This is a genomic window from Streptomyces sp. NPDC003034 (assembly GCF_053591375.1).
The window spans coordinates 224,798-249,948 of sequence record NZ_JBSFTS010000006.1; the positions used below are offsets into that span (position 1 = coordinate 224,798).

Annotated in this window: 25 protein-coding genes and 1 pseudogene; 16 read left to right on the forward strand and 10 right to left on the reverse strand. The window is 71.4% G+C overall.

Annotation, left to right across the window (positions count from 1 at the left end; translation table 11 throughout):
- The first annotated feature begins 32 nt into the window (after nucleotides 1-32).
- Nucleotides 33-698: a nucleoside/nucleotide kinase family protein gene (locus ACWDX7_RS10270; RefSeq protein WP_451491901.1), complete on the forward strand. Its 666-nt coding sequence runs from the start codon at nucleotides 33-35 to the stop codon at nucleotides 696-698.
- A 115-nt stretch (nucleotides 699-813) separates the two neighbouring features.
- Complete coding sequence (locus tag ACWDX7_RS10275) at nucleotides 814-1,428, forward strand: flavodoxin family protein (RefSeq protein ID WP_451491828.1); 615 nt, start codon at nucleotides 814-816, stop codon at nucleotides 1,426-1,428.
- A gap of 46 nt (nucleotides 1,429-1,474) precedes the next feature.
- Here ACWDX7_RS10275 and ACWDX7_RS10280 read toward each other — a convergent pair whose 3' ends face one another.
- On the reverse strand, nucleotides 1,475-2,353 hold the full coding sequence (locus ACWDX7_RS10280) for a trypsin-like serine protease (RefSeq protein ID WP_451491829.1): 879 nt from the start codon (nucleotides 2,351-2,353) through the stop codon (nucleotides 1,475-1,477).
- Between the two features lie 201 nt (nucleotides 2,354-2,554).
- A complete protein-coding gene (locus ACWDX7_RS10285; protein ID WP_451491830.1) occupies nucleotides 2,555-2,689 on the reverse strand; it encodes a hypothetical protein in 135 nt (44 codons plus the stop codon).
- Between the two features lie 360 nt (nucleotides 2,690-3,049).
- On the opposite strand from ACWDX7_RS10285, the pseudogene ACWDX7_RS10290 reads away from it, so the two are divergent.
- The 5 genes and pseudogenes from ACWDX7_RS10290 to ACWDX7_RS10310 all read left to right on the forward strand — a co-directional run.
- Nucleotides 3,050-3,151 (forward strand): annotated as a pseudogene (locus ACWDX7_RS10290) (flavin reductase family protein); the annotation flags it as partial.
- An 819-nt stretch (nucleotides 3,152-3,970) separates the two neighbouring features.
- Complete coding sequence (locus ACWDX7_RS10295; RefSeq protein ID WP_451491831.1) at nucleotides 3,971-4,792, forward strand: DUF4190 domain-containing protein; 822 nt, start codon at nucleotides 3,971-3,973, stop codon at nucleotides 4,790-4,792.
- 104 nt (nucleotides 4,793-4,896) lie between these two features.
- A complete protein-coding gene (locus ACWDX7_RS10300; RefSeq protein WP_451491832.1) occupies nucleotides 4,897-5,397 on the forward strand; it encodes a hypothetical protein in 501 nt (166 codons plus the stop codon).
- A 288-nt stretch (nucleotides 5,398-5,685) separates the two neighbouring features.
- Nucleotides 5,686-7,260, forward strand: coding sequence for a cellulase family glycosylhydrolase (locus tag ACWDX7_RS10305; protein WP_451491833.1), 1,575 nt, complete (start codon nucleotides 5,686-5,688; stop codon nucleotides 7,258-7,260).
- Nucleotides 7,257-9,002: a glycoside hydrolase family 6 protein gene (locus ACWDX7_RS10310; protein WP_451491834.1), complete on the forward strand. Its 1,746-nt coding sequence runs from the start codon at nucleotides 7,257-7,259 to the stop codon at nucleotides 9,000-9,002. The genes ACWDX7_RS10305 and ACWDX7_RS10310 overlap by 4 nt, the downstream gene beginning before the upstream one ends.
- Before the next feature lie 143 nt (nucleotides 9,003-9,145).
- Here the strand turns inward: ACWDX7_RS10310 and ACWDX7_RS10315 are convergent, their stop codons facing one another.
- Nucleotides 9,146-10,801 (reverse strand): phospholipase D family protein, encoded by a 1,656-nt coding sequence (locus tag ACWDX7_RS10315; RefSeq protein ID WP_451491835.1) that lies wholly within the window; start codon nucleotides 10,799-10,801, stop codon nucleotides 9,146-9,148.
- Nucleotides 10,802-11,165: 364 nt separating this feature from the next.
- Here ACWDX7_RS10315 and ACWDX7_RS10320 point away from each other — a divergent pair, with 364 nt between their 5' ends.
- From ACWDX7_RS10320 to ACWDX7_RS10330, 3 genes are all read left to right on the forward strand, one after another.
- Nucleotides 11,166-11,369 (forward strand): cold-shock protein, encoded by a 204-nt coding sequence (locus tag ACWDX7_RS10320; protein WP_451491836.1) that lies wholly within the window; start codon nucleotides 11,166-11,168, stop codon nucleotides 11,367-11,369.
- A gap of 194 nt (nucleotides 11,370-11,563) precedes the next feature.
- Entirely contained in the window at nucleotides 11,564-11,968 is a 405-nt protein-coding gene (locus tag ACWDX7_RS10325) for a ChaB family protein (protein WP_451491837.1), read from the forward strand.
- Nucleotides 11,969-12,051: 83 nt separating this feature from the next.
- Nucleotides 12,052-12,252 carry a hypothetical protein gene (locus tag ACWDX7_RS10330; protein WP_451491838.1) on the forward strand — a complete coding sequence of 67 codons (201 nt, stop codon included), beginning with the start codon at nucleotides 12,052-12,054 and terminating at the stop codon, nucleotides 12,250-12,252.
- Between the two features lie 75 nt (nucleotides 12,253-12,327).
- Here ACWDX7_RS10330 and ACWDX7_RS10335 read toward each other — a convergent pair whose 3' ends face one another.
- The 3 genes from ACWDX7_RS10335 to ACWDX7_RS10345 form a co-directional block, all read right to left on the reverse strand.
- Nucleotides 12,328-13,062 (reverse strand): ScbR family autoregulator-binding transcription factor, encoded by a 735-nt coding sequence (locus ACWDX7_RS10335; protein WP_451491839.1) that lies wholly within the window; start codon nucleotides 13,060-13,062, stop codon nucleotides 12,328-12,330.
- Between the two features lie 264 nt (nucleotides 13,063-13,326).
- On the reverse strand, nucleotides 13,327-13,872 hold the full coding sequence (locus tag ACWDX7_RS10340) for a flavoprotein (protein WP_451491840.1): 546 nt from the start codon (nucleotides 13,870-13,872) through the stop codon (nucleotides 13,327-13,329).
- Nucleotides 13,873-14,137: 265 nt separating this feature from the next.
- Nucleotides 14,138-14,608, reverse strand: a complete 471-nt coding sequence (locus tag ACWDX7_RS10345; RefSeq protein WP_451491841.1) for a GNAT family N-acetyltransferase — start codon at nucleotides 14,606-14,608, stop codon at nucleotides 14,138-14,140.
- Between the two features lie 246 nt (nucleotides 14,609-14,854).
- Here ACWDX7_RS10345 and ACWDX7_RS10350 point away from each other — a divergent pair, with 246 nt between their 5' ends.
- Complete coding sequence (locus ACWDX7_RS10350; RefSeq protein ID WP_451491842.1) at nucleotides 14,855-16,243, forward strand: AMP-binding protein; 1,389 nt, start codon at nucleotides 14,855-14,857, stop codon at nucleotides 16,241-16,243.
- A 74-nt stretch (nucleotides 16,244-16,317) separates the two neighbouring features.
- Here ACWDX7_RS10350 and ACWDX7_RS10355 read toward each other — a convergent pair whose 3' ends face one another.
- A complete protein-coding gene (locus tag ACWDX7_RS10355) occupies nucleotides 16,318-16,815 on the reverse strand; it encodes a C40 family peptidase (RefSeq protein ID WP_451491843.1) in 498 nt (165 codons plus the stop codon).
- Between the two features lie 387 nt (nucleotides 16,816-17,202).
- Nucleotides 17,203-17,433 carry a DUF6479 family protein gene (locus ACWDX7_RS10360; protein ID WP_451491844.1) on the reverse strand — a complete coding sequence of 77 codons (231 nt, stop codon included), beginning with the start codon at nucleotides 17,431-17,433 and terminating at the stop codon, nucleotides 17,203-17,205.
- 156 nt (nucleotides 17,434-17,589) lie between these two features.
- On the opposite strand from ACWDX7_RS10360, the gene ppk2 reads away from it, so the two are divergent.
- Entirely contained in the window at nucleotides 17,590-18,561 is a 972-nt protein-coding gene (gene ppk2, locus ACWDX7_RS10365) for a polyphosphate kinase 2 (protein WP_451491845.1), read from the forward strand.
- Between the two features lie 193 nt (nucleotides 18,562-18,754).
- On the opposite strand, the gene ACWDX7_RS10370 is transcribed toward ppk2, so the two are convergent.
- Entirely contained in the window at nucleotides 18,755-19,210 is a 456-nt protein-coding gene (locus tag ACWDX7_RS10370) for an SRPBCC family protein (RefSeq protein ID WP_451491846.1), read from the reverse strand.
- Between the two features lie 134 nt (nucleotides 19,211-19,344).
- On the reverse strand, nucleotides 19,345-19,590 hold the full coding sequence (locus ACWDX7_RS10375; protein ID WP_451491847.1) for a DUF6296 family protein: 246 nt from the start codon (nucleotides 19,588-19,590) through the stop codon (nucleotides 19,345-19,347).
- 383 nt (nucleotides 19,591-19,973) lie between these two features.
- Here ACWDX7_RS10375 and ACWDX7_RS10380 point away from each other — a divergent pair, with 383 nt between their 5' ends.
- The 4 genes from ACWDX7_RS10380 to ACWDX7_RS10395 all read left to right on the forward strand — a co-directional run bounded on the left by ACWDX7_RS10380 (nucleotide 19,974) and on the right by ACWDX7_RS10395 (nucleotide 25,011).
- Nucleotides 19,974-20,291, forward strand: a complete 318-nt coding sequence (locus ACWDX7_RS10380) for a DUF3618 domain-containing protein (protein ID WP_451491848.1) — start codon at nucleotides 19,974-19,976, stop codon at nucleotides 20,289-20,291.
- Nucleotides 20,292-21,452: 1,161 nt separating this feature from the next.
- Nucleotides 21,453-22,898 carry a uracil-xanthine permease family protein gene (locus tag ACWDX7_RS10385; protein ID WP_451491849.1) on the forward strand — a complete coding sequence of 482 codons (1,446 nt, stop codon included), beginning with the start codon at nucleotides 21,453-21,455 and terminating at the stop codon, nucleotides 22,896-22,898.
- A complete protein-coding gene (locus tag ACWDX7_RS10390) occupies nucleotides 22,895-24,304 on the forward strand; it encodes an amidohydrolase family protein (RefSeq protein WP_451491850.1) in 1,410 nt (469 codons plus the stop codon). Before ACWDX7_RS10385 ends, ACWDX7_RS10390 begins: the two co-directional genes overlap by 4 nt.
- The gene (locus tag ACWDX7_RS10395) at nucleotides 24,301-25,011 is read left to right on the forward strand and encodes a TSUP family transporter (protein WP_451491851.1); all 711 of its coding nucleotides are present in this window, start codon (nucleotides 24,301-24,303) and stop codon (nucleotides 25,009-25,011) included. The genes ACWDX7_RS10390 and ACWDX7_RS10395 overlap by 4 nt, the downstream gene beginning before the upstream one ends.
- The last annotated feature ends 140 nt before the right edge of the window (nucleotides 25,012-25,151 follow it).

Here is a 25,151-nt window from a genome sequence, read left to right on the forward strand (position 1 = left end):
CGGATCTTGCCGGGCAGCGCGGGCCCGGCAAGATCCGAACGACATGCACCGGGACTGCGAGCGCGTCCACAAGGCAGGATGCGGGGATGGAGATCGCAGAGCTGGAAGCACGGGCCCGCGCGCTGGCCGTCGCGGGCGGTCGACGGCTCCTGGGGATCACCGGCCCGCCAGGAGCCGGCAAGTCAACCCTGGCCGCGCGCCTCGCGCAGGCGCTCGGGCCGGGGCTGGCGGCCGTCGTGCCGATGGACGGATTCCACCTCGCGCAGGCCGAACTGGTCCGTCTCGACCGGGCCGACCGCAAGGGCGCGCCGGACACCTTCGATGCCGCCGGGTACGTGGCGCTGCTGCGCCGGCTGCGCGCGGCCGACGAGAACGTCGTCTACGCTCCGGCCTTCGACCGCACCCTGGAGGAGCCGGTGGCCGGCAGCGTTCCGGTCGGCTCGGACGTTCCTCTGGTGATCACCGAAGGCAACTACCTGCTGTACGAGGCGGGGGAGTGGTCCACGGTCCGGCGACTCCTCGACGAGGTCTGGTACGTGGCGCCCGACGACGAGACCCGGGTACGGCGGCTGGTCGAGCGCCATGTGCGCCACGGCAGGGAACCAGCGGAGGCAGCCGCATGGGTGGCCCGCTCGGACGAGGCGAACGCCCGGCTGATCGCGGCAGGGCGGGACCGGGCGGACCTGGTGCTGGAGTGACTCCACGCACCACGGCACCCGACGGGCCCCGGCCTCCTGTGCCCGGGCGGACCCGTACGCAAGAACACACTGCGGCGCTGATAGAGCCGGCCACGGCCGGGGTAGCCGAGGCGACATGGAAAACACACCGCTGCGCGCCGTCGCACTCGTCTGCACTCTGTCCCCGTCGCCCGCTCCCTCCAGCTCCCACCTCCTCGCGCAGCAGACTCTGGCCGAGCTGAGCGGACACGGCGTCACGGGGAAGATCGTCCGGATCGCCGACCACGACGTACGCCCGGGTGTGAAGACCGACATGGGCGCCGGCGACGCGTGGCCCGGCATCCGCGAGCAGATCATGGCTGCCGACATCCTCATCCTGTCGACCCCGATCTGGCTCGGTCACCCCTCCAGCATCGCCCAGCGCGTGCTGGAGCGCCTCAATGCCGAGATCTCCGAGACGGATGACGCGGGCCGCATGCTGACCTACGGGAAGGCGGCGGCGGTCTGCGTGGTCGGCAACGAGGACGGTGCCCACAAGGCCAGCGCCGACCTCTTCCAGGGACTCAACGACGTCGGCTTCTCCCTCGCCCCGAACGCGGTCACCTACTGGGTCGGCGAAGCGATGCAGGGCACCGACTACCAGGACCTCGACAAAACCCCGGACACCACGGCGAGCACCACCAAGACCCTCGCAGCGAACACCGCCCACCTGGCCCGTCTCCTGAAGGCCGCCGCCTACCCGGCCGTCTGAACCACGAAGGCAGCGCGGGCGGCGGGGCGTGGGGGAAGACCGCGGGTCACGGCAGCTTCGTGAAGGGGGACAGGAACGCCCGGGCGCCGGGGGCGTCCAGCCGGTACGCGACGTTCGTGGCGTAGCACGGGCCGTCACCGGTGATGGTGGTGGCGACGAGGGTGCGCTTGCCGCCCACGGTGGCGAAGTTGGGGCCGCCCGAGTCGCCGTAGCAGGCCCCGCCGTTGCCCTGGGGCGCGGTCATGGACAGGCGCACCCAGGCGTCATTGAGAGCGTTGAAGCCGACAGGGGCCTTCATACGGACGCCGCCGCCGGGGTGGGTGTGGCCGCCCGGGCCGCGTACGGCCTCCTGGGTCCCGTACCCCGCGACGAAGAAGGGGGTGTCGTCCAGCCCTTGCGGGCCCAGAGCGCCGAGCGCTCCCGCCTCGGGGAGCGTGGCCGGGATGAAGTTCCAGCGAGCCCCGACCTGCCCGGCCGGCAGTTCAACGACGGCTATGTCGTGGTTGTCGGCGGCGGGGCCCGGGTATGCGGGGTGGTTGTGGGCGACGCCGGCCACGGCCACGGCCTGCGCCACGGCCGTCGGATCGCCGGGGTGCTCGGCGGCTGCCCTGTCGAGACCGGCTTGGACGTCCTGGTCGAGGGAGACGTAGAACTTCACGTTGGCCGGCCAGTCGGTGGTGCAGTGCGCGGCGGTCAGGAAGGTATCGGTGTCGATCATGGTGCCCGAGCACACCCAGTCCACCCGGTCGGGCGTGGCGGGATCCTCGTCGTCATCCCACGTGGCGACCAGGGCCCCCACCTCGGTGCGCTCGGGGGCGGGCGCCGCATTGTACGAGTTGATCGCCGAGGACGGCAGAGCCGCCCCGAGGACCAGGGCACAGGCGGCGGCAGTGACGGCACTCAGGTGTACGGGTACGGCAGTCAAGGGGAAACCCTTCTGGGTCGCGGGGGATTGGGCTCTCCTGCGGGGTGATCGACAGTGAAGCGCGCATGGGGGGCGTGCGGCAAGAGTGCCGGGACTCTGCGGCTGCCGCTGGACGGATGTCCCGCGGCGTACGGGAACCGGCGCACCGCCTTCAGCGTGGCGATGGACCGGCCGTGATCCCCCCGGCCGGGACGGCCTCTCTTACCCCACCGCGACCAGGACGCCCAGCAGGGCGAGGGCAACGCAGAACGGTGCGTACACCCGGCGGTCCAGACGGGTGTAGAGCTCGTTGCCCTTGGCGGCGACGAACGGCTCGACCAGCCCGCGCAGGGCCATGAGCGCGACCAGGCTCCAGATGCGCCTTCCTTCCGGTCTTCGGCTCCCCCGTCCGCACGCTGCGAGAGCTCCCAGCGGCCGCCCCGCCGCCCCGCCGGGCGCCGGCGGCAGCCGCCACCGACACGTGACCCGGGCCCCCGGCCCTCAACCAACCGGCCCCGCCTACCCGCGGTCCGAGGGCGGCCGGCCGTCCGTCGATGCCGGCGCGGCGGCCCGCTCGCCCGGGTGGGCGAGCACATCGTCGGCGAGGCCGAACCACGCGGAACGCGGCCCGGCCGGCCTCCGTCACGGTGACCAGGCGCGTCGCCGTACCCCGGTGCGTCAGCCACGACGAGTCCAGCGCGTGCCGGAAAAGGGCCGCCCGCCGTCTGGAGCCCGCTCATCTTCAACTTCCGCCATTGCCAGGGGCTCGCCCCCGAACTCGGCCACTGCTTCACCTCGCAAACGCCCACCCGGAAGTGACGGGCAGGAGGGATCCGATCCGTTCGCGCACCGGGCCCCCGGGCTTGATGGCTGGGCGGTGGTGGCCATCGGTAGGGTGATTCCGGTGAAATGACCGTGTCCGCCTCGTCCTTCGCCGGTCGTGCACACTCCGGGGGATCCGTGTACCAGCCTCGCCGCTCCGCCTCCTCGTTACGCGCGGAGGCGCAGTTCCGTGTCAGCCTTGCCGCCGCAGGCGCGCAGTTCCTCGAACCGGTCTGGCTCGGTAACGGCGTTCCGCACCGGGTCCGTTGCGCGGCCGGGCACCTGTGCACTCCGCGCCCGTCGAACGTGCAGCAGGGACAGGGCCTGTGCCGGACATGCGCGGGCAAGGACCCGGCCGCCGCTTCGACCGCCTTCCGAGAACGCCTGGCGGCCGCCGGCGCAGTCCTGCTCGAACCCGTCTGGCTCGGCGTGCACACCCCGCACCGCATCCGGTGCACGGCAGGCCACATCAGTCACCGGCGGCCGTCCGCGCTGCGCCGCAGCGGCCGAGTCTGCCGCTCCTGCCCCCGCCCCGGACGCGACCGAGCAACTGCAATCGCGTGACTGCAGCGTGCCCCGCCGCCCCGCAGCGTTGGCGCCGTCCGCTACCGTCGGCTACCGTGCGCGGCAGGGTGAGCCGGATCCCGTCGCGCCGTGCGACCAGGCTGCCGCAGTCTGCCGCCGGTTCCTGCCGGCGGATCCTGCGGCTCGGCGCGTCCGAGCGCCATGCGACGATCAGGCCCGAACCGGCGGCCGCCGCGGCACCGCCTGGCTGTTGGTTCGCGTCTCACCGTCTGAGCAAGGAGCGCCACGCGCATGTCCATACCCCCTACGCCGCCGTCGTCCCCCGAGCCGTACCCGCAGTCGGGGCCGTACGGGCAGCCGGGGCAGCCCGGCCCGTACGGGCAGCCCGTACCGCCCGTACAGCCCGCGCCGTACGGCGGTCCGCAGGGCTGGTACCCGCCGCCCCCGGCGCCGCAGAAGACCAACGTGCTGGCCATCGTGGCATTCGTCATGTCGATCGTCTGCGCGCTGCCGCTGGTCCCCCTGATCCTCGGCATCATCGCCCTCTCCCAGATCCGCAACGGCGGCGAGAAGGGCAAGGGCCTCGCCATCGCGGCGATCGCCATCCACGGCGCGACCATCGCCTTCTACGCGGTCCTCCTGATCCTCGGCCTCTCCGGAGCGCTGGACGAGGGCCCCTCGCCGACGCGCGACACCAGCGGCCAGGTCACCGGTCCCGGCTCCAGCGACGTGCACGACATCCGCAAGGGGGACTGCTTCAACACGGACGACGATCTGGCGGAGTACAGCGACAAGGACGGCGGTCAGGCCGGCTTCTCGGTGCGCGTCCTGCCCTGCGACCAGCCCCACGAGGGGGAGGCGTACGCCGTCTTCGACCTGGAGGACGGACCGTACCCGGGCACGGACAAGGTCGTCTCGATCGCCGAGGAGAAGTGCGCCGGCAAGGCGCTCACCGACTACGTGGGCGAGGCGGCGAAGCTCCCGGAGAAGCTGGAGGTGTACTACTACTACCCGCAGTCCAGCACCTGGGTGGTCGGCGACCGCGAGGTCACCTGTTTCCTGGGCGACACCACCGGCGCGAGCACCGGCTCGGTGCGCGCCACCGGTTCATGACCCGCCGGCGCCGCTCAGACCTCGTCCCGCCGTCAGGGCCGGTGAAGTGCACCTCTGCCCGGCCGGAGCGGCCGGGCTCCCCCAACCCCCTTGGAAGCACGGCCATGCGCTTGGAGCAGGTGTTCACGTACGCGTGGAAGGGCAGTCCGGAGCAGGACGGGACGAGCGTCCTCTCGGTGGCCTACGAGCCGCCGGAAGCAGGCGGCGCGCGTCGCTGGCTGCTGCTGGCGGGCATGCCCGTCTTCACCGAGCTGTTGCCCTTCACCGACGCCGCGCAGGCCCGGGAGTTCGCCCGGGCCGTGCTCGACCTGCCGCTGACGGCGGAGTTCTACGAGCGGGAACTCCACCTTCGCGAGACCAGTACGCGCATGCTGCTGTCGGGCCCCGCGACGCAGGAACGCTTCGCCACGCTGACCGTCGGCCGCGACCCGGTCGACGAGCTGCGCGCGTACTTCGCGTACCAGTCGTACTTCGGCTTCCCCGGTCCGCCGGCGCACACCGCCCTCGGCCTGGAGGTGGTCTGCGACGACGTCGACGTAGTGCGCGCACACGCCGAAGCGAGCCAGCTGCTGGCGGCGCTGGAGGAGGATTCCGGCCCCGCCTGACCGGACGACGCGGCGAGGAACGGCGCGCCGGGGCTTGCCGCCCGCCTCCTTCAGCGGGCTGGTCGGTGTCGAGCCGGACACACTATGTGAACCAGTGGGAGCGCTCCCACTATGCTGAGCGGCGGTGTATCGGTCAAGACGCTTGAAGAGTCGAAGAAATTCGAAGGAGATTCTCGACCAAGTCTCTTTTGCCTGGCTTCACTTGACGCTACGGTGCTCCAACCAGTGGGAGCGGTTCCATTCAGTCGGCGCGCCGTCAGTGCGCGCCCGAACTGCAAGGAGTCGCTCATGCGACACCCCCCGCGTTTCCGATTACCAGCCCGACGCCGCGCCCGACCGTTCGCCGGAGTGCTCCCCGGAGTACTCGCCGGTCTGGTCGCCGTCGTGACGGGAACAGCGCTCACAGCAGTGAGCGGTCCGGTCCTCTCGGCCCTGTCCACGGCCTCGGCCGCCGCCCCCGCGTGCACGGTGGAGTACTCCGTCGTCAGCCAGTGGGACGGCGGTTTCCAGGGGTCGGTCACCCTCACCAACCACGCGGCCGCGCTCACCGGCTGGCGTCTGGGCTTCGGCCTCCCGGGCGGGCAGCGGGTGACCCAGGGCTGGGGCGCGAAGTGGTCCCAGTCGCAAGAGTCCGTCACGGCGGTGAACGAGAGCTGGAACGGTTCGCTCGCCACGGGTGCGAGCGTCACCGCAGGGTTCCTCGCCTCCTTCTCCGGTGCCGCCCCGACGCCGCCCGCAGCCTTCACGCTCAACGGCGCCCCCTGCGCCGCCCAACCACCAGGCCCGACCGATCCGCCGGGGCCGACCGATCCGCCCGATCCGGGCGGCGGCGCACCCGAGTTGAGCGTGACCGGCAACCGCCTGACCGACCAGAACGGCGCCACCCGCCGGATGCTCGGCGTCAACCGCTCCGGCGGCGAGTACATGTGCGTCCAGGGCCACGGCATCTTCGACGGCCCCGTGGACGACGCCTCCGTGAAGGCCATCGCGGACTGGAAGGCCAACACGGTTCGCATCCCGCTCAACGAGGAGTGCTGGCTGGGCCTGGGCAACATCAAGCCCGAATACCGGGGCGCGGACTACGTCAACGCGGTCAAGGACCTCGTGCGCCGCGTCGAGGCGCACGGCATGACACCGATCGTCGAACTGCACTGGACCTGGGGCCAGTACACCGGCAACTCCGCCGGCTGCTCCGACGTCCATGCCTCCTGCCAGAAGCCGATGCCGAGCGCCCGGTACACCCCCGCCTTCTGGACTTCGGTGGCGGACACCTTCAAGGGCGACCGCCGCGTCGTCTTCGACCTCTTCAACGAGCCCTACCCGGACCGCGCCACCTCCACCGCCGCCCAGGCGTGGACCTGCTGGCGCGACGGCGGGACCTGCCCCGGCATCGGCTACGAGGTCGCCGGCATGCAGTACCTGCTGGACGCGGTACGGGCCACGGGCGCCACCAATCTCGTACTGGTTCCGGGGATCGCCTACTCCAACGACCTGAGCCAGTGGCTCACGTACGCGCCCACCGACCCGGCCGGCAATCTCGCCGCTGCCTGGCACGTCTACAACTTCAACACCTGCTCCAACGAGAACTGTTGGGACTCCACGCTCGCGCCGGTCGCCGCCCGTGTCCCGCTCGTCGCGGGGGAGATCGGCGAGAACACATGCGCGCACGCGTTCATCGACCGCGTCATGAAGTGGTTCGACGACCGCGGACTCTCCTATCTCGGCTGGACCTGGAACACCTGGGACTGCTCCTCGGGTCCGGCCCTGATCAGGAGCTACGACGGCACACCCACCGCATTCGGCATCGGGCTGCGCGACCACCTGCGCGCCCGCGCCCTCGACCGAGAGGCACACAGATCATGAGCCGCACCACCACCGCACCTCCCCGGCGCCGCACCGCACTGCTGGCCGCCTGCACCCTGATCGCGGCGGCCGGCGCCACCGCCACCGCCCTGGGCGGCACAGCCGGGGCCGCCGCCCCCGGCTGCACCGTCGACTACAAGGTCACCAACCAGTGGAACGCCGGCTTCGGCGCCAATGTCACCATCACCAACACCGGTGACCCGGTGAGCGCCTGGACGCTGGAGTGGTCGTACGCCGGGAACCAGAAGGTCACCCAGGGCTGGAACGCCACCATCACCCAGGCCGGGGCGGCCGTCACCGCCAAGAGCGTCTCGTACAACGGCAGCCTGGCCACCGGCGCCTCCGCGTCGTTCGGCTTCAACGCCTCGTACAGCGGCGCCAACGCCGTCCCGGCGACCTTCAAGCTGAACGGCGTCACCTGCAACGCCGGCCCCGGTGGTCCCACTGAGCCCCCCGGCCCGACCAACCCGCCGACCGATCCGCCTTCCGGCAGCCGGGTCGACAACCCGTACGCCGGGGCCAAGGTCTATGTGAACCCGGAGTGGTCGGCCAAGGCGGCGGCCGAACCCGGCGGCAGCAGGATCGCCAACCAGCCGACCGCCGTCTGGCTGGACCGCACCGCCGCCATCAACGGGGTCTCGGGCGGCATGGGTCTGCGGGCGCACCTGGACGAGGCCCTGAAGCAGAAGGGCAGCGGCCAGCTCGCCGTCCAACTGGTCATCTACAACCTGCCCGGCCGGGACTGCGCGGCGCTGGCCTCCAACGGTGAGCTCGGCCCGACCGAGATCGACAAGTACCGGACGGCCTACATCGACCCGATCGCCGCGATACTGGGCGATCCCAAGTACGCGGGCCTGCGGATCGTCACGACGGTCGAGATCGACTCGTTGCCGAACCTGGTCACCAACACCACGCCGCGCCCGACCGCCACGCCGAACTGCGACGTCATGAAGGCGAACGGCAACTACGTCAAGGGCGTCGGGTACGCGCTGAACAAGCTCGGCGCGATCGGCAACGTCTACAACTACGTGGACGCCGGCCACCACGGCTGGCTCGGCTGGGACGACAACTTCGGCGCCTCCGCCGAAATCTTCAAGCAGGCCGCCACCGCCGAGGGCGCCACGCTCGGCAAGGTGCACGGCTTCATCGTCAACACCGCCAACTACAGCGCGCTGAAGGAGAACAACTTCACCATCGACGACAGCGTCAACGGTGTCTCCGTACGCCAGTCGAAGTGGGTGGACTGGAACCGGTACACCGACGAGCTCTCGTACGCCCAGGCCATGCGGGCCAAGCTGGTCTCGATCGGCTTCGACCCCGGCCTCGGCATGTTGATCGACACCTCCCGCAACGGCTGGGGCGGCCCGGCCCGCCCGTCCGGCCCCGGCGCCCGGAGCACCGTCGACACCTTCGTGGACGGCGGCCGCTACGACCGGCGCATCCACCTCGGCAACTGGTGCAACCAGGCGGGCGCCGGCCTCGGCGAACGGCCGAAGGCGGCTCCGGCCGCGGGCATCGACGCGTACGTGTGGGTCAAGCCCCCGGGCGAGTCGGACGGCGCCAGCCGGGAGATCCCGAACGACGAGGGCAAGGGCTTTGACCGGATGTGCGACCCGACGTACACGGGTAACCCGCGGAACAACAACCACATGTCCGGCGCACTGCCGGACGCACCCCTGTCGGGCAAGTGGTTCTCCGCGCAGTTCCAGGAACTGATGAGGAACGCCCACCCGGCCCTGTGACCTGACGAGGTGACCGGTTCTGCCTCCTGACCGCGTGACAGGGTCCGCCTCCTGACGGGCCTGCCGCCGAGGTCCCGCCCGCCGCAGGCCAGCCGCGGGCGGGACTCGGCGCTTGTCCGCGCCCGTCCGCGTCCGCGGCGCATTCAGAACGCGTTGTGCCGCCGCAGCCTCCACGGACGGCCGTCCGGGTCGACCAGCAGGCGGTACAGGGGCATGGAGAGTGTCTTCACAGCCGGTGACAGGTCCGGCGGGCGGTACGCGCGAAGGCGTCCGGGCGGTCGCGGACCCTGTCGGCCGCCCTCGTGCCAGGAGTCCAGCGCCGCCGCCGCTTCGGCGAAGAGGTCGAAGGCGCGCACCGGGTCGCACAGGGGGTCGGGGGCGTCGGCGTCCGGTTCGGCATCGGGGCCGCTCGGACCGTGAGGATCCTCCTGGTCCAGGTCTAGGTCCAGGTGCTCGCGCGAGAGGCTCAGCCGCAGCTCCCGCGCGAAGCGGCGCGCGTTGTCTCCGAGACCGCCGGGATCCCTCGGCTCCCGCGGGTCCGGAGTCTCGTCCAGCACGGCGCAGTTGAGTTCCGAGTCATGGGTCCAGGACCGGAGGTTGACGTTGTCCGAACCGGCCGAGACCCACACGTCGTCGATCACACAGACCTTCGCGTGGACGTACACCGGCGTCCCGGCATGGTTTTCCAGGCCGTACACCGCCACCCGGTCCCCTCCTGCGCGGCGCAGCGTGTCGAGCGCCTTGATCCGGCCCACCAGGTTCGTCGGCAGCGCGATCCGGCCGTCCTGTTCCGGGACGGAGGGGATGACCGCGATCAGGCGCAGCTCCGGATTCGCGGCCAGCGCGCGGGCGAAGCATTCCACGACGTGCGGAGACCACAGGTACTGGTCCTCCAGGTAGATGAGCGCCCGAGCCCGCCGCAGGGCCTTGAGGTAGCTGCGCGCGATGCTCCGCTCGCCGTCCGGCGCGAAGGCATAGCCGCGCAGCAGACGGTTGGGGTAGGTGCGCAGGACCTGGACGGTGTGCGTACCGCGGGGTTCGGGGTCCGGCAGCTGCGGCGGCAGGCGGTCGGCGTGCGTGTCCTCCCGGTGCATGAGTTGCCGCAGGCGGGTCAGCGGGCTGCGGCTGAGCGGCGCAGGGTCCTCCCAGCGCTCGCGGAAGCCGGCCTCGATGTCACCGACGGCCGGTCCGTGGATGGCGAGCTGGACGTCGTGCCAGGGCGGACGGGCGCCGTAGGCGTCGGCGAAGGGCAAGGACTGCGGGTCGCCGCCGTGCGCGGCGTCGTCCTTGCGGCTGTAGCACAGGTCGATGCCGCCGACGTACGCGACGTCGCGCTCGGGACGGCCGGGATGCCGCAGCACGACGAGCTTCTGGTGGTGGGATCCCCCGGGGCGCACCCGCATGTCGAGCAGGCACTCGCCGCCGGCCGCTTCGATCTCCTCACCGAGGTGCAGGTTCTCCTCCTCGCTGAACTGGAACTGGTCGAGGTGGGAACGCCAGATCAGCCCTTTCACGATCACGCCGCGCTCGGCCGCCTCGCCCAGGACCTTGCCGACCTCACTGCCCTCACCGTCGAGGCGCTCCTTCGGGTCACCACGCCAGTCGGTGAACAGCAGCAGATCACCTGCCCGCTGCGAGCGGATCGCGGCGAGCAGCTCGCGGAAGTAGGTGCTTCCGTGCACCAGCGCCCGCACGTGGTTGCCCCGCGACCAGGCCGCACCGCCCGGGTGGCGGCTGTCCAGGCGTGTCGAGGTATTGCCGCGTTCCGCGGACACGAGGAGCCAGTCGGAGAGTTCCACAGCACCGTCCTTTCCCGCGGTGCGCCTACCCGGTTCCCGTCGGCTCACCCCGGGGCGCAGCGCGTCGTGATCTGCCGCGAACACGCGTCAGGCTCCCGGGGCGCAACGATGCACCGGCGGTAACCGTTCCACCGCAAGGCGTCAATGCCGTCCGGGGCGCCCGCGCCGCACGTCCGTTGCGGAGCGGCGTGCATGGGTCTTCCGGTTGCGGGAAGGCGCTCAGTGGGCGTCGCACACCGCTGCGGTGGCGGGTGCCGGGTACGAGCGTGACGAGTGTGAGCGTGCGTGACGAGGGCACCTGGCGTCACCACGAGCAGGGTGGGTGACGCGGGCAGAGGCCCGTAGCGCGCACCAAGGAGATCAGATGGCTACCGGCACAGTGAAGTGGTTCAACGCTGAGAAGGGCTTCGGCTTCATCTCACAGGACAGCGGCGGCCCGGACGTGTTCGTCCACTACTCGGCCATCGCCGCGACCGGGTTCCGCGAGCTCAACGAGGGGCAGCAGGTGCAGTTCGACGTCGTGCAGGGCCCCAAGGGACCGCAGGCGGAGAACGTCACCCCGGTCTGACCCCGTCTGGCCCCGCCGGACCGCTGCGCTCCGCACGCCGCACCGCTCGAAGGCGTTCGGCAGGCGGAGTGCGGCGGCCCTTGCGTGGGGACGCCCGCAAGCCTCGCCCCCGGAGCCCGCACGCATCGCACCGCATCACACGAGAACCGCACCGCATCGCACCCGCATCGCACGGCATCGCACCGGAGGGGAACATGCCAGGACGTGACGAGCTTCCTTCGACGCTGGAGCGCTCGCCCGAGGAGGCGCGGCGCACCTGGATCGCGGCCCACGATTCGGCCGTCGAACAGTACGGGGAGGGGGAGCGGGCCCACCGCGTCGCCTTCAGCGCCCTCAAGCACAAGTTCGAGAAGGTCGCGGACCACTGGGAGCGGAAGGAGCACGGCCGCAAGGGCCCCTCGGACCCGCGCGCCGCGACACCGCGGGACAAGCCCGCCCGCAGTGGCGAAGGCGTCGACGAGAACGCGACCAAGCGGCACCTGTACGAACTGGCCCAGCGGCTGGACATCAGCGGCCGGTCGCGCATGAGCCGGCCCGAGCTGCTGGAGGCGATCCGCCAGGAGAACCGCTCGCGCACGCGTCAAGCCCGGTCCCGATAGCACCGGCCCCCTCGCACGTCCCGTCTCGCTTACGAAACGGTTACGTGCCGTCACGCGCCCAGCTGCAGAATCGTTGGGCCGGCATGCAGGAGACAACGTTCGCCCCGCAGGCCTTCACCCGGTACCCGCTTCGCGCGGCGTACCGGCCCTTGAGCGATACGCCGATCTACGACGCGCTGGAACGCGAGTGGCGGCGGGAAGGCCGCACGCTGCCCCGGCAGGCGCCCTCGACCGGCTGGGAGTACGCCGACGATCGCGGCGAGGACCGCTTCCGCCGGGCCTGATCCTCCCCGGTTGGCCGTAGTCCCTCCGTACGGGTTCCCGTAGCCGGCGGCCGCCGGGGCGCGGTGGCGAGGCCGTCAGCCGGCCGGCACTGCCGGGGGAACGGGCGCGATCTCCGACGTCGGAGCGGGAGCCGCTTCCCGGGCCGCCTCCCGGGCCGAGTCCTGGTCCACGATGCCCAGTTCCGCCCGGCATCCGGGCGAGCCCGTCGGATCGAAGCGAGGGATGCGCGGCGCGGGCACGATCCCCGGCAGGAGGAAGGTCCACAGGTCCGTGAGCCGGCTGTGCAGGTCCTCGCGGCCGGTGCGGACGTGCGAGGTGACCTGGATGCCGGTGAACGAGCCGACGAGGAGCGCGGAGAGGTCGTACGGGTCGATCGACGGCAGGACGTCGCCGCGTTCCCGGGCCGGGACCAGGCAGGCGTGGCAGGTGTCGATCCACGCGTTGTACGGGGAAGGGTCCGGCTGGGTGAAGGAGCCGAACTCGATCACCAGCCGGATGCCGGCCCGGATGCGGACGTTGGTGCGCAGCCCGTGCGCCATCCGGTGGGTGAGGTCGATGACCGTCTGGAGGCCCGGATCCTCAATGGCGGGGAGGTCCTGCGAAACCTGGAACTGCTCGTCCATGAGGGCGCGGGCGAGGGCTTCCTTGGAAGGGAAATGGAAGTACAGGGCGCCCTTCGTGACGCCGGCGTTCCTGACCACGTCGCTGAGGCTCGTGCCGTCGAAGCCCGAGCGGTCGAAGGCGACGGCCGCCCCGTCGAGGATCGCCTGCCGGGTGATCTCGGCCCGTTCCTGCCTGACCCTCGCCACGTGCTTCTCCCGGTCGGTGTCCGAGCGGTGACCGCTGCGGGCTGCGCCGCTGAGATGGCGGCTCGTACGGAGGTCAATCTAACGGGGCGGCGACAAAAGAAACCAGTCGACCAGTACTTTCAACCGCGGGTGAACTGAATGTGGGGGCGACCCCACGCCTGCGAGGACATGTACGCCCCGCACCACGGACCTGCGGACCTGTGGCGCGAGGCGGCCGACGGGATGACGGGGGAGCGGGGGCGCAGTCCCGTCGCCCGGGCTCCTTCAGGCTCTGGCCGTGCCCGCGCGGTCCACGGCGTCCAGGGCAGCCGACCACGGGAAGTGCGGCGAGTCGTCCGGGCCCGCCGGGCCGGGGGTGAAACCGCCCTCGCCGTAGAGCAACTCGACTCCGGCGCCGCGCAGCACGGCCAGGGACTGCTCGAACTGGGGGTGCGCCGCGAGGGCCGCATTGGTGCACGGCATGGCGACGACCGGCGTCCCCTTGCCGGTGGCCTCGGCGGCAACGCCGACGGTGAAGCGGTCGGTGAGGCCGAGGGCCCAGGAGTTGAGCGAATTGAAGGTGACCGGCGCGAAGAGCAGGGCATCGGCCGGCGGCCAGAGATCGGCCTCCCCGGGCAGCTTGTACTGCCAGCGGACCGGGTGACCGGTGAGGGCCGCCAGCCCTTCGAGACTCCCGGCCAGCCAGTGAGCCGCGGTGGGGGTGAGGCCGAGACATACGTCCCAGCCGCGGGTCTGTGCGTCCTCGATCACATGGGCCACGTCGAAGACGGGCGGAGCGGCGGAGCAGAACAGGTAGAGCGTCTTTGTCATGCCGTCATGTGATCATATTCCTTGACCTGCACCGTGCTTGAGGGGGACCAGGGCCTGTCGTCAAAGTCCCTCCTGGTTCGGGGCTACTTGACGACAGAACCTGGGGCGTGTCTTTCGGATCTTGCTGGGCCCGCGTTGCCCGGCACCGCACCTCCCTGCGTTGTCGGGGCTTCCCAGTACGTCCAGTACGAGGCAAGCTCCTCCGTCTCGGGATGCACGGCGCCGGACAACGCGGGCTCGGCCGACAAGATCCGAAAGACACGCCCTAGAGCGGCAGTTCGCCGACGGTCTGCCCGCCGCTCACCTCGCCGGTGATGCGGAAGCCGAGACCGAGGTAGAACGGCTCCGGCGAGCCGGGGCCCCGCTCCCAGGTGACGTACGCGCGGGTGGCGCCCCGGCGGCGGAGCTCCGTGGTGACGGCCCCGACCGCGAAACGGCCGTAGCCCTTGCCCTGGTGGGCGGCCGAGATGTTCAGGCGCCAGATGCCGGAGCGGATGTCCGCCGGATCGCGGTCCGGAGCCCAGGCGATGTCCAGGAAGGCCATGACGAAGCCGACCACCTCGTCGCCGTCCACGATGGCGCGCGGCCAGGCGGTCCCCCCGTGGACGTAGGCCTCGGCCAGGGACTTGACCACGGGGGAGACGAGGTGCGCCTGGTCCGGGCGCACCCGTATCGCGCACACGGCGTCGAAGTTCTGCTCGGTGACCGGCTCCAGCCGCGGTTTTGAGGTGATCATGGGGCCAGCGTAGGTCCTATTGTCTAAGTAGCTCCGGGCCAGGAGGGACTTTGGCGACAGGGCCTGGTGGAACGGCAGCGGGTCTTTGCATGGTTCACGCCGGCTTCGAGCGACGTGGCTAGCCCCGGCGGGGACCCGCCGTGGGGTCGGCCGTGCTCGCCGCCGCGCCGCGTAGGCTGGCGCCGTGGCCGACAGGTCACCCCCGTCCATCCACCCCGCCACCCACGCCCGAAGGGGAGTTGCCCCATGCTGACCGCACTCACCGGCGCCTACGGGGACCGGGCAGACGCCGTCACCGTCGCCGGCCGCACCGCCTCCTACGAGGAGTTGCTCGGCGCGGCCCGCGCGGTGGCCGCCGAGGTGGCCGGCGCCCCGGCCTTCGCGGTGAACGCGACGGTCTCCCTGGAGACCGTCGCCGCCGTGGTCGGGGGACTGCTCGCCGGGGTGCCCTTCGTACCCCTGCCGCCCGATGCGGGGCGGGCCGAGCGGGAGCACATTCTGCGGGACTCGGGGGCGGTGCTCCTCGACGTGGACTTCGCCCGGCGCTCCTCCGGCTCCGCCGCCACCGCCTCGGCGCCCCTTCCCGCTGCCTTGCGGCCGGGCGGTGGCTCCGGCGACGACCCGGCGCTCGTCCTGTACACCTCCGGGACCACGGGCGCGCCCAAAGGCGTGGTCCTGACCGGCGCGGCGATCGCCGCCGACCTGGACGCGCTCGCCGCAGCCTGGCAGTGGAGCGCCGAGGACACCCTCGTCCACGGGCTGCCGCTGTTCCACGTGCACGGGCTGGTCCTCGGCGTACTCGGGGCCCTGCGCACCGGCAGCCGGCTCCTGCACACCGGACGGCCGACGCCCGCGGCCTATGCGGAGGCGCGCGGAAGCCTGTACTTCGGGGTGCCGACGGTGTGGTCGCGCATCGCCGCCGCGCCGGACGCCGCCGCCGCGCTGTCCGGTGCCAGGCTGCTGGTCTCGGGCAGCGCAGCCCTCCCCGCCCCCGTCTTCCGGGACCTGGAGCGGCTGACCGGGCTTCGGCCCGTGGAGCGGTACGGAATGACGGAGACGCTGATCACGGTCAGCGGCCGAGCGGGCGGCGAGGTACGGCCCGGTACGGTCGGCACCCCGCTCCCGGGCATCCGTACGCGCATCGCCGCCGAGCAGGGTGCCGAGATCGGGGAACTCCAGCTCACCGGCCCGACGTTGTTCTCCGGATACCTCGGCCGACCGGAGGCCACGGCGGCCGCGTACACGGAGGACGGCTGGTTCCGTACGGGAGACATCGCCGCCGTGGACGAGGCGGACGGAGTCCACCGGATCGTAGGCCGCGCCTCCATTGACATGATCAAGTCGGGCGGCTACCGGATCGGCGCGGGGGAGATCGAGAACACGCTGCTGGACCACCCGAAGGTGCGCGAGGCGGCCGTGGTCGGCGTTCCCGACACGGATCTCGGCCAGCGGATCGTCGCCTTCGTCGTCGCCGAGGGAGTCACGGCGGCCGAACTGACCGACTTCGTCGCCGCACACCTCTCGGTGCACAAACGCCCGCGCGAGGTCCGCTTCGTCCCGACGGTGCCGCGCAACGCCATGGGAAAGCCGCAGAAGAAACTGCTGCTGACGGAGGCGTTCGAGGAGCGGGACTGAACGCAATCGCCATCTTCTCCCGCCGAACCATTCTCACCCCGAGCGCAATCGGGGAAGGGAGACAGCGGGGAGTATCATGTAGCCCGTCCGTAACGCACGTTGCCGGTCCAGATCCTTTCCAGCCGGACGGTGGTGCCCGGCCGTGGCGCGTGCCAGATCTTGTTGTGGCCGGCGTAGATGCCCACATGGCCCACGGTCGAGCCCCGGGGGAAGAATACGAGATCTCCCAACGCCCTTTGAACGGGCGGGATGCGGCGCGTATGTCGGTACTGTTGCTCGGCGGTCCGGGGAAGTTTTCGGCCGGCCTTGCGGAACGCGTACAGCGTCAGCCCGGAGCAGTCGAAGCGCCTGGGTCCGGTGGCGCCCCGTGCATAGGGCGAGCCCTCCTTGGAAGCTGCCACGGCCAGGGCTTTGCTGCTGTACGGGGCAGCCGCGTAGGCGGGGGTGACAGGGGCGGAGGCGGTGGTGACGCCCAGAAGGGGCAGGAGGATGTACGCGTAGGCCCTCAAAGGGGGACGAGCGGCTGATGGGCGGTGCGGGGCCTTGCGGGAATCCGTGATGGAGTGGGGCATCGTGATACCTCCGCATGCGGAAACAAGACAGTCGGCCGGGTTCTTGAGAAGGCTCCTTTTCTGCTTGGCTGTGACAGCCGACCAGTCTTCTGTGCCGACCCCGCTACGGCGCTCTTGGACACGGGGAAAGGTTGTCTCGGTTCCGTAAAATTCGTTTCCGCGCCGTTATCGATCAGTTGATCTCCCCTGGTATCGGCCCTTCTTCGGATGGGCGATCCGTTTCTGTCGGTGATCTCCGTACCGATTCATGGAGATGGGGGCCCGACACGCCGGGGAACGTTTTCCAGTTTCGCCTTCACGAGCCTGCGTCCCTCATCACGGGGGCAGTTGGCGAGTACCGTGCGCGCCGGGGCCACGCAGGCGCGCACGGGTGAGTGTGCTCCTGCGTCAGGGGTGGGGGTGGCCGAGTTCCGGGTCGTCCTGCGGCGTCTGCCAGGAGTTCTGCCGGGGCTGCGGGGCTTCCTGCGGCGATGCGGAGGGACGACGCCGGCGGGCGACACGACGGCTTCCCCACCAGAAGGCGGCCAACAGGAGCGCGGCCACGGCCACGCCGACCACGATGAGCAGCAGCGGCGCGGTCTCGGACTCGGATGCGGCGAGAGTGCTGTAAGCGATCATGCGGAGCGCCTACCCGTGATCCCGGCGATCATTATCGGTCCGCGCTGGGGCGGAGGGCATGTACCGAGGGCATCGACCGAGGGCATCGACCGAGGGCATGGACCGAGGTGTGGCGGGCAGGCGACCGGAAAGGCAATCCGGAGGGAGTGTGCGCAGGTGAGCGGTGACGCCGCGGACGAGCTGCAGGAAAAGCTGCTGGACGGGCTGAGCGTGGACGACAGCAGGCCCGAGCAGCCCATCCTGCTGGACGCGGGCGGGTCCCCGATCCAGACCTGGCGGGAGAACTACCCGTACGAGCGGAAGGTGCGCCGGGGCGAGTACGAGCGCAGCAAGCGGATCCTGCAGATAGAGATGCTGAAACTGCAACGGTGGGTCAAGGACACCGGGGCCCGGGTCATCGTGATCTGCGAGGGCCGGGACGCGGCGGGCAAGGGCGGCACGATCCAGCGGTTCACCGAACGGCTCAACCCTCGTGGCGCACGCGTGGTGGCCCTGGACAAGCCCACGGAGCGGGAAGCCGGCCAGTGGTACTTCCAGCGTTACGTCGCCCACCTCCCCGCGCGCGGGGAGATCGTCTTCTTCGACCGGTCCTGGTACAACCGCGCGGGTGTGGAGCGGGTGATGAGGTTCTGCACGGATGAGGAGTACGCGCTCTTCCTGCACCAGTGCCCGGTCTTCGAAAGCATGCTGGTGGAGGACGGCATCAAACTGATCAAGTTCTGGTTCTCCGTCTCGCGCTCCGAACAGCGCACCCGCTTCGCCATCCGCCAGGTGGACCCGGTGCGCCAGTGGAAGCTCTCTCCTACGGATGTGGCCTCCCTGGACCGGTGGGACGACTACACCGAGGCGAAGGTGGCCATGTTCCGCGCGACCGACACCGTGCACGCCCCCTGGACGGTGGTCAAGAGCAACGACAAGCGCCGCGCCCGCCTGGAAGCGATGCGGCACCTGCTGTGGCGCCTGGAGTACGAACGCAAGGACCCCGCCGCGGTGGGTGTGCCGGATCCGCTGATCGTGGGGGCCGCCGACACCCTTCTGGAGCCCGGGGAGGAAACCGCGGACCTGTCACCCACTCCGCTCGCCCCCGGCCTGGCCGGGCCGGGAGAACATCCCCCGGCCGAGAGCTGAGACCGGAGCGGCTCGGCACCGGGAGCTGAGACCGGAGCGACTCGGCAGGGCCCGACGGCGCGGCGGGGCCGACGGCGCCGCGGCGGGCCCCGCCCGGTGTGCGAAGGCCCCGCCACTCACCTCGTACGGGTGAGTGGCGGGGCCGCTTGGACGTCCGGGCCCGTCCGGGCCGGGGCCGCTCGCCGGTCGCGGGTCAGACCTCGCCGCGCCAGGCGCCGGTCTCGTTGCCGGCACGCGGGCCCTCGATGAACTCCTTGAACCGCTTGAGGTCGCCGGAAATCCGGTGCTTGACCATGCCGAGCTTGTCGCCGACGTTCTCGACGAAGCCTTCGGGGTCGTAGTCCAGCTGGAGCATGATCTTGGTGGTGTTCTCGTCCAGGCGGTGGAAGGTCACGACACCGCCCTGCTCGGTCTCACCGCCCACGGTCGTCCAGGCGATGCGCTCGTCGGGGATCTGCTGCGTGATCTTCGCGTCGAAGGTGCGGTCGGCACCGGCGATCTTGGTGTGCCAGCGGGTGAGGGTGTCGGTGAGCTGCTCGATCCGCTCCACCCCGTCCATGAAGTGGGGGAAGGACTCGAACTGGGTCCACTGGTTGTAGGCGGTACGGACGGGGACATTGACCTCGATGGATTCCTCGACCTGCGACATGCTGTGTACCTCCTTGTCGACGTACTTGCTTTCGCGCTCCTATCCGCGAAGGCCGCCCTCATTCATGCCCCGTCGCGCGGAATCAGGAATGCCGCTTCTGGGTGAACCGCCCTTGAGGGGAGGGGTGCTGGCGATCAGGTCGCGGGGCGGCGGACTTCGAGGGGGTGCGACGGGGCCTGCTGGCCTCCTGAGGCCAACATCCGCACCTCACCTTGATCGCTGATCTCGGCACGGACGATCCCCGTTTCGTCGGCGTAGACGGGATGGCCGCCGGGACCTGTCTGCGCGGTGCGAAGGACGATGACGGTGTCCCCGGCTTCCGTACCGGACTCACCACTCTCGAACACCAGCTCGTAGCGATCCTCGCGGTCGTCGCTCACCACGTACCTCCAGGTCCCGCCGCCGCGCGGCGTGCGCGGCCGGCTGCGTATCAACGTGCGCCATGGGCGGGGATGTGCGGGGATGACATGCCGCACCACGCGGTACGGGGGCCCGACCGGGGGACGCGGAGGCCCGAGTGGGTCAACTGGCCGCAGGCCGCTCAAGGTGCAACCCGATTCTGGGGGATGCTCGTGAAGCCCCTGCCGGAGCGCCTTCGTACGTCCGGGGCGGGCGGGGGCCGGTACACGCCCTCAGGGGCTTGTCTGCGCCGTCTGGCGTAGGGCACCAGCTCGGCGGCGGGGGTCGAGCGCGCCGCCGAGCGATGATCACCACCTGCACCCGTAAGGTCCACCTCCGCCGCGATCAAGGAGAAAGCACACCGATGACCAAGCACTCCGACGGCAACGATTCCTCTCCTACTCCTCAGCAGCTGCGGGAACAGATCGAGCGCACCCGCGCAGAACTCGCCGAGACCGTAGAGGCGTTGGCGGCCAAGGTCGACGTCACCGCCCGGGCCCAGGAGAAGGCCGCCGCCGTCAGGGAACAGGCCGGCGAGAAGGCCGAACAAGTCACCGCCCAGGTACGCGAGAAGGCCGCCGCGGCGGCCGGCACCGCGCGGGCCAACCGGACTTTGCTGCTCGCGGCGGGCGTCGCGCTCATCGCCTTCATGCTCATCCGCCGCAGTCGGCGATGCTGCTGAGGGCATCGCACGGCCCGTGCACCGATGAAGGTCCGGCCCTCGCCGTCATGGGGGCGCACGCCGCGAGGTGCCGAGCCGGCAGGGCGAGGACCGGCCACAAGCCACCTGAACACCACGGGCGACGGTCTCCACGACAACCGCGTGGGACCGCCGCCCGCCGCCCGCTCCGTCGCGGTGCCCGTTCACCGTACGCCCACTCCAGTCCGGCCCCGTGTCGCCACGGTCGCCGGACGGTAAGGACCCGCCGAACCCGCCCCTGCCACGACCGGATCCCCCGGTGCGGCGCCGATGCCGCCCGCTACTGCTGCCGACGCAGCCGTCGCCGTCACCGGACGGTGAGCACTGTCCCTGCTGCGGCCGCCCCACCGCGCCCGCAGCCGGTGCCGCCCCTGGGGCGGTTGCTGTCGCCGATACTGCTGTCGGTGCAGCCGTCGCCGTCACCGGACGGGGAAGAGCACCCGTTCTGTCCGCGGCCCTGCCGTGACCGCAGCTCCTGGTGCCGCCCGTCGTGCCGATGTCCGCGCTGCCGCCTACCCCCACCGCCGCTACTGCCACCGGTGCCGGTGCCGGTGCCGTCATCGGACGGTGAGCACTGCCCCTGCTGGGGCCGCCCCGCCGCGACCGCAGCCGGAGCCGCCCAGGTGCGGTTGCCGCTGCTGCCGCCACTGCTGTTTTGTCGTCACCGGACGGCAGGACCGCCCCTGCTGCGGACGCCCTGCCGCGACCGCAGCCCCTGGTGCCACTCATGGTGCCGTTGTTGGTGCTGCCGCCCGCCGCTACTGCTGCTGCCGGTGGCTGTCGTGGCCGTGACCCTCGCCGCTGCCGCCCCCGCCGGACGCGGACGTCGAGCGGCCGCCCGCCGCTGCCGCGGAGCCCGCGGCGCAGCCGCAGCCGCCAGCCCGGCCCCCCAACCCACAGCCCGCGCCAGCGCGACGGCGCGACGGCGCGGTCCGGCCGCCGCGGAACTGCTCAGTAGCTTCGACGGCCGCCCCCGGCGGCCCGCCAGGCCGCGCGCCGGCCCCGCGTTACGGCTCTTGACGCCCGCCACTCGGCCTCACATACTGACGGCCAAATCGATTTGGCCAAATCGATTTGGCTCTCCGTCCAGGGCCGGATCGCGGCTGAAACCCGAGCGTGCCGAACGCCGAACGGAGCTCAAGCGTGTCCAGTCCCCGCCAGACCCTGCCCGGTACGGAACAGCCACCGGCGCCCGCGCCCACCCACCCCGTCGACGAGTCCCGCCCCCTCGGCAGGATCATCCTCTTCGGAATCCAGCACGTCCTCGTCATGGCCGCCACCCCCATCTCGGCGATCTTCCTGATGAGTGCCACCCTGCGCCTCGACCCCGGTCTGACCGTCAATCTGCTCTCCGCCGCCTTCGTGCTCTCCGGCGTCGGATCCCTGATCCAGTCGCTCGGGCCGTGGAAGTTCGGGCCGCGGCTGCCGTTCGTGATGCTGCCGGGCGGCGCGCCGCTCATCCTCTTCCTCGCCATCGCCGAACAGCACGGCCTGCGTACGGCCACCGGCGCGGTCATCCTCACCGCCGCCTTCTACTTCGTCGTCCTGCCCGTCTTCTCGCGGCTGCTCGCCTACTTCCCGGCCCTCGTCATCGGCACGATGATCGTCATCGTGGGCGTCAACCTGGTGAAGGTCGGCGCCGTCCTCGTCACCGGCCGTCCCGGCCAGCCCGGATTCGCCGACACCACCAATCTCGCACTCGGCATGGCGACGATCGGGTTCACCGTCCTCTTCTACCTGCTCTTCACCGGCGTCCTGCGCCAGCTCGCCGTCATGCTCGGACTCCTCGCCGGCACCGCCCTGGCCGCCGTGCTCGGCACCATCGACTTCGGCCGCGCCGCCGAAGGCGGGCTGGTCAGCGCGCCGCAGCTGATGCCGTTCGGCTCACCCGAGTTCAGCCTCGTCGCCGCGCTGCCGCTGATGCTCTACAGCCTCGCCTCCATGGCGGAGGCCACCGGCCAGACGGCCATCAACGCCGAGGCGGTCGGCAAGGAGATCGACCAGCGCACCGATGTCCCCAAGACCATCCGAGGCGACGCCCTCACCTCCCTCTTCGGCGGCTTCTTCGGACTGCCGCTGATGGTGACGAGCGGCGAGAACATCGGCATCGTCCGCGTCACCGGCGTGCGCAGCCGTTTCGTCACCGCCGCGGCCGGAGTGGTCCTCATCGTCATCGGATTCCTCGCACCCGTGACCCGAGCGATCAGCGTCATCCCGGCCGCGGTCATCGGAGGCACCGCCATGGTCGTCTTCGCCGTGATCACCGTGCTCGGGGTGCAGATGCTCGGCCGCTCGGACCTCGACAAGCACACCAGCACCTTCATCTGTGCCGTCGCCCTCGCCCTCGGCCTGCTGCCCATCCTCATCCCCGGCGTCTACGCCGGCTTCTCGCCCAACATCCGCATCCTCCTCGAAAGCGGCGTCGCCGTCGGCGCGTTCGTCGCCGCGGTCCTCAACATCCTCTTCCACCACGTGAGGCCGGGCATCAGTGCCCGTCTGAGCAGTGCCCGTCTGAAGAGTGCCCGTATGAGCACCACTCCCCTCAGCACCACCCGCCCGACCGGCGACCGCACGGAAAGCGACCGATGAACCAGCTCACCCCCGACCTCCTCAACAGCCCCGGCGCGCTCCTCCTCGTACCGGATGCCGTGCTGCTGCCCGCAGGCCCCGCCGACGGCTTCGCGGTCGTCGTGGCCGACGGTTCCTTCCGCGCCGTGGGCCCCGAGGAGGAAGTCAAGGGCGCCCACCCGCACCTGGATCCCGTACGGCTGCCCGGCCACGTGCTGATGCCCGGATTCGTCGACGCCCACCACCACCTCACGCAGAGCTTCGGCTCCGCCCTCGCCTTCGGGGAGCCGTCGGAGATCTTCCGGCGGGTGTGGGTTCCGCTGGAGGGCGCGCTAGACGAGGAATCGGCTTACGTCGCCGCGAAATTGGCGGCGTACGAGGCGCTGCGCGGCGGATTCACCACGGTCACGGACGCGGGCACCCGCGCCGACGTGGACGTGGATGTCGTCGCCTGCGCCGCCCGTGACGCCGGCATCCGCTGCGTGCTCGGACGCGTCTGCGACGACGCCGGGGCCGATGGGGCCGGGGAGGCCCACGGCGCCTCCCCGGCCGTCGACGCCGCGGAGAAGCACCTCGCCCGCTACGAGGGGGACGAGCTCGTCCACGCCTCGCTCGCCGTCTCCATACCGGAGGCGGCCACGGCCGCCACCCTGCGCCGTACGGCCCGGCTCGCCGCGGAGGCGGGGGCGACCGTACAGATCCACGTCAACGAGCACCTGGCCGGTGTCGAGCGCTCGCTCGTACGCCACGGCCTGCGCCCGCTGGAGTACCTGCACCACGTCGGGGCGCTCGGCCCGCAACTGCTCGCCGCGCACGCCACCTTGCTCACTCCGCGCGAGCTGACCCTGCTCGCCGACACCGGGACCGCCGTCAGCTACAACCCGGTCGCCAGCGCCTGGAAGGGCAACGCCGTCGCCCCGGCCACGGCCATGGCCGAGCGCGGGGTCCGCTTCGGGCTCGGTACGGACGGGACCCGCGGCGACGGGTTCCGGCTCGCCGAGGCGGCCGAGTTCGCGCAGCGGCTGGCGTACGGCCTGGTCACCGGCGACTCCTCGTGCGGAGCCGGCTGGACCTGGCTGGAGCAGGCCACGCGCGGCGGCGCCGACGCCGTCGGCCTCGGTACGCGCACCGGCACCGTCGCCGAGGGACTGGCCGCCGACTTCCTCCTCGTCGACGTCACCAATCCCGAACTCGCCCTCTCGTGGGACCTGCCCTGGGAACTGGTGCGGCGCGGCAACCGCGACCAGATCACCGCCGTGTTCGTCGCCGGCCGGATGCGCCTGTGGTGCGGCCGGCCCGTCGCCTGGGACGGCCCCGCGCTCGTACGGCAGGCGGCCGAACTGGCCCGTGCCGTCGTGGAAAGAGCGCCGATCGTCCGGGTGCACCCCACCTCCACGGCGGCACGTGAGCGGAGCACCGCGCCGTGAGCCCCGAGACACTGGCGGTCCTGGCCGTCACGGTGGCCCTCGCCGCCTTCGTCCAGGGCAGCAGCGGGCTCGGTTTCGCCCTGATCGTCGCGCCGGTGGCCGGGATCCTCGATCCCGGTCTGCTCCCGGTGTTCGTCCTGGCGTCGATGATCCCGCTCAATCTGTACGTCGCCTGGCGTGAACGCGCCTCGCTCGATCTGCGGGGCGCGGGCTGGATCACCGTGGCGCGGCTCGCCGCCACGCCCGGCGGACTGGCGCTGCTCTGGCTGATCCCGGACCGCAGCCTCGGCCTGTGCGTGGGCATCGCCACCGTCCTGGCGGCGGTGGTGAGTCTCGCCGCACCCGCGTTCACCCCCGGCCGGGTCGCCTATGTCGCCGCCGGCGCGGTGACCGGGCTGACGGAGACCGCGACCGGCATCGGCGGGCCGCCGCTCGCGCTGGTCTACCAGCACCGGCCGCCGGCCGAGCTGCGTTCCACCGTCGCCGCCTGCTTCCTGATCGGCGAAGTGGCTTCGCTGGCCCTGCTGTTCGCGACGGGGGAGGGGCAGGCGGGAGATCTGGGGTGGGCGCTCGCGCTGCTCCCCGCGATCGCCGCCGGAGCGTGGGCGAGCCGCCTGGTGCACCACCGGATGGACGCGCGCCGGATGCGGCTGTTCGTCCTCGTGTTCGCGCTGGTCTCCGGGCTGTTCCTCATGCTGGGGCTGTGACCCTCAGCGAGGAGCGACCTTCAGCGACGAGCCCCGCGCGATCACCCGCGGCTGCGGCGACGTGACCACCGCGCCGGTGGTCAGTCCGCCGACGCCTGGAGCTCCTCGCGCCCGTACCGCCCCGCCAGCAGCTCCCGTAC

Bases quoted from the DNA above. Each gene is read 5' to 3' on its own strand.
- ACWDX7_RS10275 (WP_451491828.1), top strand. From the start codon at position 814: ATGGAAAACACACCGCTGCGCGCCGTCGCACTCGTCTGCACTCTGTCC.
- ACWDX7_RS10285 (WP_451491830.1), bottom strand. From the start codon at position 2,689: ATGGCCCTGCGCGGGCTGGTCGAGCCGTTCGTCGCCGCCAAGGGCAAC.
- ACWDX7_RS10295 (WP_451491831.1), top strand. From the start codon at position 3,971: ATGTCCATACCCCCTACGCCGCCGTCGTCCCCCGAGCCGTACCCGCAG.
- ACWDX7_RS10300 (WP_451491832.1), top strand. From the start codon at position 4,897: ATGCGCTTGGAGCAGGTGTTCACGTACGCGTGGAAGGGCAGTCCGGAG.
- ACWDX7_RS10305 (WP_451491833.1), top strand. From the start codon at position 5,686: ATGCGACACCCCCCGCGTTTCCGATTACCAGCCCGACGCCGCGCCCGA.
- ACWDX7_RS10310 (WP_451491834.1), top strand. From the start codon at position 7,257: ATGAGCCGCACCACCACCGCACCTCCCCGGCGCCGCACCGCACTGCTG.
- ACWDX7_RS10320 (WP_451491836.1), top strand. From the start codon at position 11,166: ATGGCTACCGGCACAGTGAAGTGGTTCAACGCTGAGAAGGGCTTCGGC.
- ACWDX7_RS10325 (WP_451491837.1), top strand. From the start codon at position 11,564: ATGCCAGGACGTGACGAGCTTCCTTCGACGCTGGAGCGCTCGCCCGAG.
- ACWDX7_RS10330 (WP_451491838.1), top strand. From the start codon at position 12,052: ATGCAGGAGACAACGTTCGCCCCGCAGGCCTTCACCCGGTACCCGCTT.
- ACWDX7_RS10340 (WP_451491840.1), bottom strand. From the start codon at position 13,872: ATGACAAAGACGCTCTACCTGTTCTGCTCCGCCGCTCCGCCCGTCTTC.
- ACWDX7_RS10345 (WP_451491841.1), bottom strand. From the start codon at position 14,608: ATGATCACCTCAAAACCGCGGCTGGAGCCGGTCACCGAGCAGAACTTC.
- ACWDX7_RS10350 (WP_451491842.1), top strand. From the start codon at position 14,855: ATGCTGACCGCACTCACCGGCGCCTACGGGGACCGGGCAGACGCCGTC.
- ACWDX7_RS10355 (WP_451491843.1), bottom strand. From the start codon at position 16,815: ATGCCCCACTCCATCACGGATTCCCGCAAGGCCCCGCACCGCCCATCA.
- ACWDX7_RS10360 (WP_451491844.1), bottom strand. From the start codon at position 17,433: ATGATCGCTTACAGCACTCTCGCCGCATCCGAGTCCGAGACCGCGCCG.
- ACWDX7_RS10370 (WP_451491846.1), bottom strand. From the start codon at position 19,210: ATGTCGCAGGTCGAGGAATCCATCGAGGTCAATGTCCCCGTCCGTACC.
- ACWDX7_RS10380 (WP_451491848.1), top strand. From the start codon at position 19,974: ATGACCAAGCACTCCGACGGCAACGATTCCTCTCCTACTCCTCAGCAG.
- ACWDX7_RS10390 (WP_451491850.1), top strand. From the start codon at position 22,895: ATGAACCAGCTCACCCCCGACCTCCTCAACAGCCCCGGCGCGCTCCTC.